The sequence below is a fragment of the Acinetobacter sp. BHS4 genome (genome assembly GCF_018454425.1).
In the GTDB taxonomy this organism is placed as follows: domain Bacteria; phylum Pseudomonadota; class Gammaproteobacteria; order Pseudomonadales; family Moraxellaceae; genus Acinetobacter; species Acinetobacter pittii.
Map to the genome: position 1 here is coordinate 2,359,308 of NZ_CP075323.1, position 14,743 is coordinate 2,374,050.

Consider the following 14,743-nt stretch of genomic DNA (forward strand, 5'->3'; position numbering starts at 1 on the left):
AACGATGTTTAGGCGTAAAAACCTAGAGTCGATTAAACCGATTTACAGATTGTTTAAACGGTATGGATAGAAAGACTTTGGCAAAAGCCAATAAATGAGAAGAATTAGTACGCATAGCGGACTCCTTTGGCTATAAAGAAGTTTCACCGCATTACTGCTAAATAATGGTGGCGAAACGAAAGAGGGTTAGCAGACTGGAGCCAAAGAATCCAGCACACCCGAAGGTGTCCCCCTCCCGTTCCGCCGCAGAGGGGGCACGCAGGGATTTCCACAAAAAAGTTAATACTTTTTCGTGTACTTTGGCTGATGGTCTGCTAAAACCAACTGGCAATGTGGCCAGCACGCAAAGGATAGTATTCGCTCTTGTTGGCGTCAAGCGTAGGAAATGACAATTGTATTAAAGTAGAGCGGTTGGGTTGAGAGCAGATAAATGTTTTTACGATTTAAAAAATTAATTTAAGCTATTTTTTAACATTAAATAAAAATATATTTACTGATCAATTAGTTTAAATAAACAAAAAAGACTTTATCAGGTTAATTTTTAAACAAAATTTAATAAATCAATTTATTCCATGGAGTTAACAGTATATTTACAAAAAATCTGATTAGATTGTTTATTAGAAAGAGTTGATTATTAAATAAATAATAATCAGGAAATAAGAAATGAAAAATATAATTATTTGCTGTGATGGGACATGGAACACAACGGATCAACAAGATCAAGGAGTATTATCACCAACTAACGTTGTACAACTATACAATTCATTAGCAGATCAAGATAGTAATGGTATAGCACAACATAAATATTATCACCCTGGAGTAGGTACAGATGGGACAAAATGGGACAAATTAATTAATGGCGGAACTGGCGAGGGATTAGATAAAAATATTAAAAGCGCATATCGCGAACTATGTGAATATTATGAACCAGGAGATAAGATTTTTTTATTTGGATTTAGCCGTGGCGCTTATACAGTAAGAAGCTTAGCTGGATTAGTACATCATTCGGGGCTATTAAATATTAAAGGTTTAAATGAAACTGAAATATGGGACAGAATCGATCGTGTATTTAAACAGGGTTATAGAAAAAAAATTGAAACACAAGATACATGGATTTCCTTAGGATGGAAATTAAAGACTAATTATAGTACGCCAGTGCCTATTTGGTTTATTGGTGTATGGGAAACAGTTGGATCTCTAGGAATACCCGATTATTTTGGCTTATTAAATCTTATTGATAGCTTTGAAAACTATACTTTTCATGATACTGAATTAAGTCCCATAATAATTAATGCACGCCAAGCTTTAGCTCTTGACGAAATGCGCGCAAGTTTTCAACCTACTCTATGGAGTAATCCAAATGCCAATACTAAACAAGTTTGGTTTGCAGGCGTTCATTCTGATATTGGAGGAGGTTATAAAGATCATGGATTATCACATATCACTCTTAGATGGATGATTGATGAAGCAAAACATCTTAATTTAGCAATCAATCCAAAGTTTGAACAACAAATTACACCTCTTTTTCAGGATACATTACATAACTCCTATACAGGTATCTTCTATACATTTCCATCTTTACCTCGCAGTTCTCCTCAATTAAATAATTCTATTGCTATCCATGACTCTGTAAGAGAGAGACTTAATACACCGCCTATTAAGCAAAGTCCTTATAAATTTATTCGGACATTACCTTGTAGTTTAGATATTTATGCGCTTAATCCTTGGAATCAAACTGGTATTTGGCTAGAAAAAGGTAAAACCTATAGTTTTAGTGCTTCAGGTGAATGGACAGACAGTTCAATTAAATGTGGCCCAGCTGGTACTAAGGATGGTGACTTTCAAATTGCTGAAATGATTCAAGTTGCAGGATCTCTTTTAGGCAAAGCAGAGGACTTGTTTAAAAAAATAACTGGTAATCATTCTGCGGATTTCAAATTCACAAAAAGACATGAAAAATTGAACTGGTTTAGTCTAGTTGGGGCAATTGCAAATGGAAAGGTCGATAGTCAAGGTAATTGGATACCACATGAAACTTTCTTAATTGGTGACGGATGTAAATATACGCCTAAACAGTCTGGTTATTTATATGCGTATGCTAACGATGCTTGGAACTGCTATGAAAACAATCGTGGCCGCATACGCTTACAAGTTGAATAATTGTAATAGTAAGATAGGAGGAAAGCTCTTCTATCTTAATAATTATATAATGAAATCAAAATATAAAATAATTACTTAGGAGAAATAACAATGAAATTCTTTCGAAGTTATAAAAATATTATTCTCTTAATATTTATTGCAATGATAATTGTTAATACTTTAATAGTATTAATTCCTAAAATAAAAAGTGATACAAAAAATCAAAATGAAGAAGCTATAAAAATGTGTTCCGGAGGAATGGATAGTAAAACAGAAAGTCAAATTTTGGGGGAAATGGCTAATTTTTTAAATATAAAAACGAGTGCCTCATCTATAGAAGCTAGCCGAGGTGAAATTATTAAAAATATAAGATCAAATGAATATGGTGTAAAAATATTCCAAGCTTACTTAGACTGTTTAGATAAACAACGTAATCCCCACAATGAAGAAAAAAAAGTTATAGTCCCAAATGAAAAATTAAATGAAGAAAAAAATTATATAGAGATAGCTACAAAGCTAAATGAAATTAACTCAAATTCTCCTAAAGAAAAGATAGTTGAAGTTATGGGTCAACCTTTTAGTGAAGAACCGCTAAGTGATGAAGATATAGATCCATCAATAACAATTTCAAGATACCAATATAAAGATGCTTATTTTGTAGCTGACTATCATGAGGGAATGAAGCGTCTGGGTTTAGTAATAGGTTATTTAACCCCCTCTAAATATACACAAGCGGATGTTAATATTAAAAATCTTCAAAACACACAGCTAGGTACAATCATTACATATTGTATGTCAGAACCTGAAATCTCTTCTCACTTCGGAATCTCAACAGGTATCTGCGGAGGTTCTCATGCTGACAATTATGAATATCAAGTATATTTCTTCTCAATGGTAGATAGAAAAAATGTAGATCCTATACTTGATAAGAACTGTAACCCATTAGAGTCTAAAAATTTTTCTGAAACACTGCGCAACTGTGACAAGCTAGATAATACAAAACCATATGCCGTTGCTTTTAGTAAAAACGAACAAGATCTAAATTTAGTGAAAAATTTATTTACTGATGAAACTGACGTCGGTAATAATTTTAACTTTCATCCAGTAGAAACCCCTTAGTTAAAACTTTCTCTTATAAGCTTCTAATTAACCTTTTCTAAGGAGCTAAGCAACCTAAAACTACTCAACTCCTTAGAAAGGCTTAATCAATCCATCAACTTTTTACGGCGATACAATCCACAGTTCCCAGAAAATAACGCAGCCAATAAACACGTAATGATGGCATACGTGGCAACATTCATTCCAAATAGTTCAACAGCTAAAATAATAGACGTTAACGGTGCCTTACTCGCCCCTGAAAACAGACTTACCAAACCTAAGCCAGCAAGCAATGAAAGTGGTAAGTTTAAAACCGCCCCTAAAGCATTACCTAATGTCGCACCTACATAAAACAACGGCGTAATTTCACCACCTTTAAAGCCTGAACCTAAAGTGATGGCTGTAAAAATAGTCTTGTTAAAAAAGTCGTAAAACTGAATCGGTACATAAAAAGATGAAATGATTTTATCTGTACCCAAACCATTATATTGCTGATGCGCGGTGAACAACGTAAGTAGCATAATAACAATACCACCCGCCATTGTTCTTAATGGCAAATAACGCACATATTTATAAAAGACGTCACTCGCAAAATGTATGGCCGCAATAAAGAAACGCGCGACTAAACCAAAGATCAGACCTGCCACAATTAAGTTCATGAGCGTGCCAAAATGAATGGCTGGAAACTCACTAATCACATAAAAAATATGCGGATGAACAATATCAAATAGCTCAGGGATCGCCGATGCAATCAGAGCCGACACAAAGCATGGAAAAATAGCAGAGTATCTTAAATTACCTAAAGCAGTAATTTCTAACCCATAGATTGCACCCGCTAGAGGCAAGCCAAACACCCCCGCAAAGCCTGCACCAATACTGGCGATTAAACAAATTTTTCGGTTGTCTTCCGAGATTTTTAATATATGGCTCAAGTGGTCAATTAAGGCACCCGAAAGTTGAACCGCTGGCGCTTCACGCCCTGCCGAACCACCAAATAACTGCGTTAAAATTGAAGTAATAAAAATGATGGGGCTCATTCGTTTTGGAATAAACGACTTCGGCTGGTGAATTTCATCAATCAGTAAATGGGTTCCCCGCTCAATCGGTGATCCATATTTTTTAATGAGATAACCAATACCAAAACCCACAAAAGGCAAAAAGTAGATGAGCCAGTGATGCAGACTTCTGACTTTGTTTGAAATATCAAAAGCCACAAAAATTAAAGTCGAGGCCAACCCCGCGACGACTCCAATCACAATTGAGATGACGAGCCAATAGACACTGTATTTTAGAATTTGATCATATTCAGATGAAGGTAGAATTTTCATTCGCTTTCTTCAATTCGCCTTTGAGTGAGTGCCAAATTCTCAAATTGTTTTTATGCTGCCAGCTCATTAAGTGAGAAATGCTTAAACTGGGCTAAAAATTAAAGCCCGCATAAGCGAGCTTTCAATACAGTGATTAATTTTCACATCACTAAACTGTGATAAATATCTCACAATTAGTGCTGATTTTCAAGCTAAAAATGGTTAACGAGTACTGTGAAAAATAACAAACCGAGTGAATAAATAAGCATTCGATTTGACCCAATTAAACTAATGCTTAAGTGAGCCAAATCATTTATGCAAAACTTAATTAATACTCGCAATCACAGTTTCTGCATGGCAGGTCGCGCCCTTCTCTGCGCCAATCTGAATAACACCACTACGATGTGCCAGTACCTGCACTTCCATTTTCATGGCTTCCATAATGGCAACTACTTGGCCTTCAGTGACTTGCTCACCATTTTCGACTTTCCAAGCGCTAATCACACCATTAATTGGGGCAAGTAAATGCTCAGCGCTCACTTCTGGCTCGGCTGTTTGTGCTTGAACGGCGGTTGCTGGATCTTGTGCAAACATACCCGCAGGTAAACCTAAACGGTGTAACTTGCCATCAATTTCAATGTAGCTCAGCAGCATTGGTTGTTGATGGTTTGGAATGCCACGTTTAGTTGGCTTTAATTCTTGTTTAAAGTCATTTTCAATCCAGCGCGTATGTACATTAAATTCCTCGGTAAAGTCAGGTTCATTAAGTACCGCACGGTGAAAGTCTAAAACCGAAGCCACACCTTCAATTTTAAATTGCTTTAAAGCACGTTTAGCGCGAGCAATTGCAACTTCTCGGGTTGGACCAGTGACAATCAACTTTGCCATGAGTGAGTCAAAATGGCTAGACACTAATGACCCAGTTCGAACACCTGTGTCGACTCGTACACCGTTACCAAACGGCGCTTCAAATAAACTCAACACACCAAAGGCTGGAATAAAACCACGTGCTGGGTCTTCGGCATTGATACGAAACTCAATGGCATGGCCTTGCGCTTTCGGTGTTTCTTTAATGGAAAGCTCATGGCCCTGTGCCACGCGAATTTGCTCAATCACCAAATCAACTTTTGAGATTTCTTCAGTCACTGGGTGCTCAACTTGCAAACGCGTATTTACTTCTAAAAATGAAAGCTTGCCGTCACGACTTAGTAAGTATTCAACTGTTCCCGCACCCACATAGTTTGCAGCCTGACAAATGTTTTTTGCCGAGGTTAAAATTTGCTGATAAATCGCATCGCTAATAAATGGCGCTGGTGCTTCTTCAACTAACTTTTGGTTACGACGTTGCAACGAACAATCACGTGTGCCAAGCACTACAATGTTTCCATGTTGGTCGGCTATTACTTGCGCTTCTACATGGCGCGGTTTATCGAGATATTGCTCGACAAAACATTCACCACGACCAAAAGCAGCTTTTGCTTCACGTACCGCCGACTCATAAAGCTCTTTGACTTCTTCGAGTTTCCACGCGACTTTTAGGCCACGGCCACCGCCACCGAATGCGGCTTTAATGGCAATGGGTAAACCATATTGTTTGGCAAACTCTAAAGCTTCATCTGCATTATTAAGTGGATCTTGCGTACCCTGAACCAAGGGCGCACCAACCGAAGCTGCAATTTTACGTGCTTCGATTTTATCGCCTAGTTTTTCAATTGCACTTGGTGATGGACCTACCCATTTTAAGCCCGCATCAATCACGGCTTGGGCAAATTCAGCACGTTCAGATAAAAAGCCATAACCAGGATGCACCATGGTCGCTTTCGATTTCTTTGCAACTTCGATAATGGCTGGAATATTTAGGTAAGTCTCGCTAGCAGTCGCACCAGCCAAACCCCATGCTTCATCTGCAAGTTCGACATGCATGCTGCCAATATCGTCATCTGCATATAACGCGACTGATGAAATTCCCATATCACGGCAAGCATGAATAATACGAACGGCAATTTCACCACGGTTAGCAATCAATAATTTTTCTGTATTCATCTTTCATTCTCAAAATCTGTAAATTCGGCAATTTTTTTAAATTTGATGCGGCAACCTGCTGGAATCTGTGCCACCAAGTCCCAATAGTGTTTAGCAACAGAGCCAATGACCGGATATCCGCCCGTTAAAGGGTGATCATTCATAAACAAAACGGGCTGACCACTCGGTGGAATCTGCAAAGCACCAATACATGTGCCTTCACTTTCCAGTTCATGGGTAATTTTGCGAGTTAAAGGCTGTGCACCTGAAAGTCTTAGCCCGACTCGGTTGCTTTCATTGGTCACGAGCCATTCTTGCTGACATAGCAGTTCAATACTGTCTTGTTCGAACCAATCGGTACGTGGGCCCATCACAATATCTAGCTCAACGACTTCGCCAGCTTGTGGCAAATCGTTTTTACCAACTTCATTTACGCTAATATTGGCTGCCTTTACTTGCCCTTGATAAATGGTATCTCCAAGTTTTAAAGGCTCTGGACCTAACACTGCCAAGCTATCAAACGAAGCACTATTGAGTACTGGCTCAACGTCTATTCCACCGCGAACAGCCAAATAATTTCTTAAGCCTGCTGTTGGTGGCTGAATTTGAAATTCATCGCCTTCATCCAAATCAATCGGTTGATAGCTTGCAAAGTCTGCGGTTTGACCATCGGCAAATTTCACCCGAATGTTTGAGATAGCCCCAGCCACTGCAATAACGCCCGCATGCTGCATTTTGGCTTTTAGGCCGCCATTTAAAACTTCAATGACAGGTGTATCGGTTGGATTACCGACAATACGGTTAGCACTGTGCATGGCAGATAAATCCATTGCACCCGCTACGCCAACCCCAATATTGGTCTGGTTTAAGCGCCCTTCATCTTGAATGAGCATTTGTAAACTTGGCGCAGTGATCGTAAATAGTGGCACCGATTGTTTCAGCTCAACCTTACGTGTAATTTTCTGCGGTACATTCACAATGGTTGGATTATGCGTCACATCTTCAAAATATACAGTCATGCCCGGTAACAGTAACGCAGGGTTTTTACGCTCTAAATCCCACATTTTTTCTGATGTGGTCCCAATAAGTTGCCAGCCACCCGGACTGTCTTTTGGGTAAATACCAGAGTATTTTCCAGCCAAGCCCAACGAGCCTGACGGTATTTTTTTACGCGGAACCGTTAAACGTGGAATATCGGTAAAAGGCTTATCGGGACTACTCATATAAGCAAAACCCGGTGCAAAACCAATAAAAGCCACATTCCACACGCTTTGGTGATGTTTTCTAATCACATCAGCCACAGACAGCCCTTGTAGTTCGGCAACTTGCGCAAGGTCTTCGCCATCGTAACGAATCGGTACAATCACTTCTTGGCTACTACGCTCAAATCCAGAATCAACTTTGAGACCCTGAATTGAAGCAACCAGCGTTTTAAAGTTGGTTTCGATCTCATTGAAAAAAACCAAAATTGTTTTTGCAGCGGGGACTAAGTCTTTAATTCCATTCAATTGCGTATTTTGCAATTTATTGTACAACGCCAAAGTTTCCTCTAAGCTCGCAAGCTCAATCAGAAAACAATCGGCGTTTACCGATAAAAAACGCATTTGTTTATCCTTTTAATTCTTCTTTAGTCCAATTAGCCAATCCAAGCACGGTCAGGAATGTCGGTAATAAACATGTAACCTGGCGCATGACTAATCGCAAAAGGAATTTTCGAGTTCATGACGGCAGCTTGCGGCGTTACTCCACACGCCCAAAACACTGGAATTTCACCCGCTTCAATACGAGAAGCATCGCCAAAGTCTGGCTTATTTACATCCAAAATTCCTAAGCTTTCAGGGTGCCCAATATGTACAGGTGCACCATGCACGCTCGGCATACGTGCTGTAATTTGTACCGCTTCACTAATTTGATGCGATGGAATTGGTCGCATTGAAACCACCATATTTCCTGAAATACGGCCTGCTGGTTCACACTGAATATTGCTTAGATACATCGGCACATTGGTGTCGTCATGAATATGACGAACTTCAATGCCCGCTTCTTGCAAAGCTGTTTCAAATGAAAAACTACAGCCAATTAAGAAAGTCACCAAATCAGGATGAGCGTTATAAATCTCTCTTGCATCGGTCACTTCATCGACCATTTCGCCATCTTTCCAAACGCGATAACGCGGGAAGTCAGTTCGAATATCTGAATCTGCCGCAAGCTTAGTTGCATAGATACCTTCTTCGAGTACATCAAGCACTGGGCAGCTTTGCGGGTTACGGTGTGCATAGAGTAAAAAGTCATATGCCCACTCTTTTGGCACCGAAATCATGTTGACTTGCGTCATGCCCGCAGCCATGCCTGCTGTCGGTTTATCAAAACCTGCACGGATTTTTAAACGCGCTTCTAACGCGGCTTCAAGCTGAGCTGGGTCGACTTTAATATCCTTATACATGGTGCTCATCCTTATGCTTTATTTACAAACGGGCGAATTTCAATATTATTTTTTACAAGCTCGGCTTTAATGGCTGCCGACATCTCTAGCGCACCGTCGGTATCACCATGTAAGCAAATGGTGTCGGCCTGAATTGGGGTAAATACGCCGTCAATTGACTCAACTCCACCATTTTTAAGCATAGACACCACACGGCTCGCAACAAATGCCGAGTCGTGTAAAACCGCACCTTCTAGACGGCGAGACACCAATGAGCCATCGCTGTTATATGCACGGTCTGCAAATGCTTCAGACACAACTTTTAAACCCGCAACTCGTGCCTGTTCGACTAAGTTCGACCCAGCCAAAGCCACTAAAACCAGTTCAGGGTTATACATTTTAATGGCATCAATCACGGCTGCTGCCTGAGCTTGGTCATGTGCAATGGTGTTGTAGAGCGCGCCATGTGGTTTAACGTATTGCACTTTTGAGCCTGCCACTTTAGCCAAGCCATCGAGTGCAGAAATTTGGTAAAGCACATCGGCAATCAATTCGTCACGTGACAAATCCATATTACGGCGGCCAAAGCCTACAAGGTCTGGGTAAGACACATGGGCTCCAATAGTCACACCAAGCTCAACGGCTTTACGAACCGTTTTTAAAATGCCGAGTGGGTCGCCAGCATGAAAGCCACAAGCAATATTGGCACTGGTCACGACAGGTAAAATCTGGTCATCATTACCCATTTTCCATGAGCCAAAGCTTTCACCCAAATCACTATTTAAATCTACAAACATGGCATTATTCCTTTATTACTTAACAACGTCTGGCTTAAAGCTTGGTCAAATAGTTAAACACAGTCGTAAACGACATATAGCCCATCCACCACGTTAACAGACATGTTAATCCACCCAAAATAAGCAACCATTTTGGATAGTTATAATTACCCATCAAATCTTTACGGCATGCGGCAACATACACAAAAATTGTAAGGCCAATTGGCAACACCAATCCGTTAAAACCACCTACGAAAATAAGTAGGCCTGCCGGAGTTGCACCCAATAACACATAAAGCAATAAAGCCAATGCGATAAAGGTAATGGTCGTATAGTTGGTTTGTTTTGGTGTTAAATTCTTTTTAAACGCAGTAAAGAATGAAACTGAAGTATATGCTGCGCCAATGGTGCTACTAATACCCGCTGCCCAGAAAATTAAGCCGAATAATTTAAAACCAAATGTACCCGCTGCATATTGGAATGCTTGAGCTGCTGGATTGGCGTCATGGCTGGCTAAATCAATGGTTGCACCGCTCACCACCACACCTAAAAAAGCCAAGAACAACACATAGCGCATGATGCCGACTACAACAATGCCCTTGGTCGCAGCTTTAGCAACTTCATCAATATTTTCAGGGCCAACAGCGCCTTTATCGAGTAAACGGTGTGCACCCGCATAACAGATATAGCCACCAACCGTACCGCCAACAATGGTGGTAATAATGGCAAAGTCGATCTGATCTGGAGCAAAGGTTTGATGTACAGCTTGCCCAACTGGAGGCATCACAATGACAGCAACGATAATAATCAGGAGGATTTTAAGTAATCCCAACACGATCATGCTTTTATCCATGGCAAGCGTTGCTTTTCTTGAGGCAAAAATCAAAATGGCTAAAGCACCACTTAAAATACCGCCCCACTTTGTGTCGAGGCCAAAAAGCGCATTTAAACCTAAAGCTGCACCGGCAATGTTACCGACACTAAAGAAAAACCCGCCCAAAATCACCAGAAACGCCAGTAAATAACCACTACCCGGCAATGCTTTATTGGCAATGTCTGATGCACGCATTTGAGTAAGTGTCACCACTCGCCAAATATTTTGTTGAACCACATAATCAATCAGAATGGAAACTAAAATGGCAAAGCCAAATGCCGCGCCTAACTTGACTGTAAATACAGCAGTTTGGGTTAAAAATCCGGGTCCCATTGCAGAGGTCGCCATCATAAAGATCGAGGCCACAATGGCCCATTGGCGATCTGATAAAAAAGAAGATTTCAGTAAAGACATATTAATGCGTTCCTCATCCATTTGAGCTTAACAACGCTATTTTCAAGTTGAACCAAGAACACCATTTTTCGTCCCAAACGATATTCTTTAATCCTTTAAAATGACAAAGATTCCCTGTTCCCCAATTAACACAATCGGTGATCAAATCTTGTGTCTAAAATAAAAACATAGCTAATCCCTACGGACAATAAGACTTTTTACATAAAATTAAATATTCAAATATTTGATTTTTAATAATTTATTAATTATTAGAAGATCAGGATAAGCTTTACTTATTGAAGTTAATAAGCTGCCTTTATTGTTTTACATACAAAACAGCTTATTTTTTTATTTGCTCATTGAGTCTTTTCATAGCGCATTCAGAGACCTTAACCGCAACTTCAGTCAATTTCTCTTTTAAGGCAACATCGTTTCCTTGAATGTAGATCGAGGTAAAATGGAACGTTTTTAATTGAATAGGTGTATTTAATATTTCTAGTCGGCCATCAGTAATTTCTTTTAGTGCTGTTAAGGTCGGCACCACAGCAATGCCTAAGCCCTGCTCGGCTAAACGTAACAGCGTTGCCAATGAATAACTGGTAATTGAAAGTGGTTCATCAATCCCTTGCTCTTTCATTCGTGCTTTCAATTCTTTATAGGGATAGGTAATTTTTGGATAAGTTAAAATGGTATGCGACATCAAAGTTTTAAAAGACATTTGAGCAACACCACCTTTAAATGAAGGTGATGCCAAGAAGCTTAGTTCAAAGTCACACAAAGTCTGTTCAATACATTCAAAAGCTAAAGTTGGTCCAAGCAAAAAAGCCATGTCTAAGTCGCCTGTCCGAACGCCTTCTTGTAAGTTAGGCGTAAGGTCCACTACGATTTCGACTGAAATTTTTGGGAACTCTTGTTGAACCTTTTCGATATATTCAACGAGCCATGTATAAACAATAGTTTCGGAAACTCCCAAACGAATAGTACCCGTTAGGTGCTGGTTTTCTGTCAGTTCTGCGACCAGATCTGTTTCTAGGCGCATAAATTTTTCGGCATATTTAAATAAAGTTAAGCCTTTATGAGTCGGCTTAAACTGCCGATAGTTTCGATCTAAAACTTTAAAGCCTAATTCATTTTCAAGAGCTGTGATTTTTTGAGAGACCGCAGGCTGTGTGGTTTGTAATTTAGTCGCCGCTTTATTGAAGCTATTTAAAGTCACCACCCAATAAAATGCTTCAAGATTCTTTAAATTCACGTGTCATCCTGTCTTAAAAAACTCCTCTACTTTTATAGTATGGGAGTTGTTAGCGTAATTAGGCTAGCAATAAATAAATTTTTAAATAAAATTAGCCATCAAAACTTTTAAATGCCTTAGAAAGCTGACTAATTGTTTTGATCTGTTTTGAATAACGGCGGCATGAGCGGCACGCCAATAAATGCAGTTGTAAACCACTTTGCTCACGTAATAACAATGGTCTGTCTTGCTTTTCAGACAACAGTTGAGTGGCTTGTCGACATGTCAGCATGAACAATCCTCCTTCAATAACCATTTATTTTCTAAACATTCACGTAGTCGGGTACGACTCCGATACATCAACACATTAAAGTTTGAGATAGATAATTCCAACTTGCTACAAATCTCATTAGAACTCAGCTCTATCACCTCTCTCATCATAAAAACTTGAGCATATTTGGCAGGTAAATGATTTAAACAAGCTTCAAAAATTATCCAGAAATCTGCCTGCTCCATCATCTCTTCAGGGCTTTGCCACGCTTGAGGCGCTTCATATTTGTGCCAATGTCCAGAAGCATCAAACAGTGCATCAATACTCAGTTCACTTTCCTCATCTTTAAATAATTCAGTCATTGCGACCAAGCGTGACTTTTGCCGAATCACATCAATAATTTTATTTTTTAAAATGGCAAATACCCATGTTTTGAACGCAGCCTGCCCTTTAAATGAATCTAAATGCTGGAAAGCACTCGTTAATGCCTCTTGCACCACATCTTCAGCTTGAGGAAGAGAAGAAAGCTGTAAAAAAGCAAATTTTATCATTTGCTGTCTTAAGTCTTGTAAAAAGGCTGGATTATGCAACTGATCCCCTATTTCTTCATGATCTGATGCCACGGCTGAAGTCATCCTTATACCTCTTTAAAATCATGGGGAGTTTGAATCAATCGCATTCGAGTTAACAGTGCTTTTAGTTCTTGAATCTGCAGATAAATATCATGTTCAGATAAATCAGTGAGTACAGATTGAATCAGTGTATGAATATCTTGGTCAGTTAACTTTACATTTTGAGTCAACTGTTCAATCACCATAGCAAACAAAGGCGAAAGCTGTTGAATACATACTTTGTCTCGTTCATCTCGCCAGACCATAATTGCTCCAGGCATAGGCTCGGCCTGTTCTGGAGTCATTAAAGTTGTCCACCTATAAACGGGATATTGATAAACCAATACCCATACCTTCGTGGTTAACTGCCAATTACAGTTTTCTTGCAAGACTACTTTTTCAATTTCAAGAGTGTCTAAATACAACTCAAGCCATTCAAACTGCAACAACTCAGCCAACCACGGATATTCTTGCAATATCGGGTGCTGCTGATCTGTCAAATATTCTCTAAACTCAAGAGAAATATCATTATACAAAGGCGAGCGACACTGGGCTTTTTGAAAAAACTCCGAGAGTAATTGTTGCCACTTTAACTCTGGCAACATCGCACGAGCCACGGGATAAACTAAATCAATAAATGAACAGACATTATTAAAAAGTAAGTCTCGATAAATATGCATTCGTTCGGCAGGAAGAGCTTGAGGTAATTCCAAATCAGGATCACGAATCCAGTCACAAAACTGTTGTTGCATGGTTTGGAAGGATATTTGATTTTCCTTCATAGCCACTCTCCTGTTGTTGAATTATTTTAATTTTGGCTAGCTCCTCTTCTAGCTCTTGCCATGATGGAATATTAAAGTCGCGTTCAAGTAAAGTTGCCTTCACACCACACACTTGATAGGTATATCTCAATAGTTCCCATACGCGATCACAAACTTCTGCGCCATGCGTATCAATTAATAAATTTTTCTGAACTTTTTCATGTCCAGCAATATGTAAATAACGGATTCTTTCTTTTGGCATGTCCCGAATAAATGCAAATGCATCACTGCCATGGTTAATGCTGTTAACATAGACATTATTTACATCCAGCAGTAAATCACAGTCTGCATATTGAAGGACTTCACGGATAAATTCCGCTTCACTCATTTCAGCATTGGGCATTAAATAAGTAGAAACATTCTCTATGACTAATCGTCTTCCTAAAATATCTTGAACACGTAAAATACGTTCAGCGACATATTTAACAGCCGCTTCGGTCATAGGAATGGGCAACAAATCATATAGATAGCCCCCATCATTTGTGTAACTTAAATGTTCAGAATAAACAGAGACATCATATTGTTCTAAAAAGCTTTTTATTTTGCCGATAAATTCAAGATTGAGTGGATGAGGACCGCCAATAGACAATGACAAGCCGTGACAAATTAATGGAGCTTTTTCAACACACTGTGCGAGTAATTTCGCGTGTCGTCCACCAAAACCTAGCCAGTTTTCAGGAGCAACTTCAATAAAATCTGGACATGTTTTTGCATCTAAAAACGAGTCTATAAAATCCCGCCTTAAACCCAGCCCTACGCCTGACAAATCCATCATGGG

13 protein-coding genes are annotated in these 14,743 nt (G+C 39.4%); 2 read left to right on the forward strand and 11 right to left on the reverse strand.

Translation table 11 applies throughout. The features are described from left to right. The first annotated feature begins 663 nt into the window (after nt 1-663). Together KIP84_RS11220 and KIP84_RS11225 are read left to right on the forward strand one after the other, a co-directional pair. Nucleotides 664-2,160, forward strand: a complete 1,497-nt coding sequence (locus KIP84_RS11220) for a DUF2235 domain-containing protein (protein ID WP_213688501.1) — start codon at nt 664-666, stop codon at nt 2,158-2,160. A 90-nt stretch (nt 2,161-2,250) separates the two neighbouring features. Continuing rightward, entirely contained in the window at nt 2,251-3,258 is a 1,008-nt protein-coding gene (locus KIP84_RS11225; RefSeq protein WP_213688502.1) for a hypothetical protein, read from the forward strand. A gap of 86 nt (nt 3,259-3,344) precedes the next feature. On the opposite strand, the gene KIP84_RS11230 is transcribed toward KIP84_RS11225, so the two are convergent. From KIP84_RS11230 to KIP84_RS11280, 11 genes are all read right to left on the reverse strand, one after another. Continuing rightward, complete coding sequence (locus KIP84_RS11230) at nt 3,345-4,565, reverse strand: chloride channel protein (RefSeq protein WP_213688503.1); 1,221 nt, start codon at nt 4,563-4,565, stop codon at nt 3,345-3,347. 303 nt (nt 4,566-4,868) lie between these two features. Continuing rightward, a complete protein-coding gene (locus KIP84_RS11235; RefSeq protein WP_213688504.1) occupies nt 4,869-6,587 on the reverse strand; it encodes a biotin carboxylase N-terminal domain-containing protein in 1,719 nt (572 codons plus the stop codon). Beyond that, the gene (locus tag KIP84_RS11240) at nt 6,584-8,170 is read right to left on the reverse strand and encodes an urea amidolyase family protein (protein ID WP_213688505.1); all 1,587 of its coding nucleotides are present in this window, start codon (nt 8,168-8,170) and stop codon (nt 6,584-6,586) included. The genes KIP84_RS11235 and KIP84_RS11240 overlap by 4 nt, the downstream gene beginning before the upstream one ends. 32 nt (nt 8,171-8,202) lie before the next feature. Next, nucleotides 8,203-9,018 carry a putative hydro-lyase gene (locus KIP84_RS11245; RefSeq protein ID WP_213688506.1) on the reverse strand — a complete coding sequence of 272 codons (816 nt, stop codon included), beginning with the start codon at nt 9,016-9,018 and terminating at the stop codon, nt 8,203-8,205. Between the two features lie 2 nt (nt 9,019-9,020). Then, nucleotides 9,021-9,785, reverse strand: coding sequence for a 5-oxoprolinase subunit PxpA (locus KIP84_RS11250; protein WP_000496075.1), 765 nt, complete (start codon nt 9,783-9,785; stop codon nt 9,021-9,023). A gap of 34 nt (nt 9,786-9,819) precedes the next feature. Further along, complete coding sequence (locus tag KIP84_RS11255; RefSeq protein WP_014206320.1) at nt 9,820-11,073, reverse strand: NRAMP family divalent metal transporter; 1,254 nt, start codon at nt 11,071-11,073, stop codon at nt 9,820-9,822. Nucleotides 11,074-11,371: 298 nt separating this feature from the next. Then, on the reverse strand, nt 11,372-12,283 hold the full coding sequence (mumR, locus tag KIP84_RS11260; RefSeq protein WP_016141501.1) for a LysR family transcriptional regulator MumR: 912 nt from the start codon (nt 12,281-12,283) through the stop codon (nt 11,372-11,374). A 91-nt stretch (nt 12,284-12,374) separates the two neighbouring features. Further along, nucleotides 12,375-12,554, reverse strand: a complete 180-nt coding sequence (locus tag KIP84_RS11265) for a zf-HC2 domain-containing protein (protein ID WP_002163210.1) — start codon at nt 12,552-12,554, stop codon at nt 12,375-12,377. Next, a complete protein-coding gene (locus KIP84_RS11270) occupies nt 12,548-13,168 on the reverse strand; it encodes an RNA polymerase factor sigma-70 (RefSeq protein WP_213688507.1) in 621 nt (206 codons plus the stop codon). The genes KIP84_RS11265 and KIP84_RS11270 overlap by 7 nt, the downstream gene beginning before the upstream one ends. A 2-nt stretch (nt 13,169-13,170) precedes the next feature. Beyond that, the gene (locus tag KIP84_RS11275) at nt 13,171-13,926 is read right to left on the reverse strand and encodes a putative DNA-binding domain-containing protein (protein WP_213688508.1); all 756 of its coding nucleotides are present in this window, start codon (nt 13,924-13,926) and stop codon (nt 13,171-13,173) included. Then, complete coding sequence (locus KIP84_RS11280) at nt 13,877-14,740, reverse strand: DUF692 domain-containing protein (RefSeq protein ID WP_213688509.1); 864 nt, start codon at nt 14,738-14,740, stop codon at nt 13,877-13,879. The genes KIP84_RS11275 and KIP84_RS11280 overlap by 50 nt, the downstream gene beginning before the upstream one ends. Between the last annotated feature and the right edge of the window lie 3 nt (nt 14,741-14,743).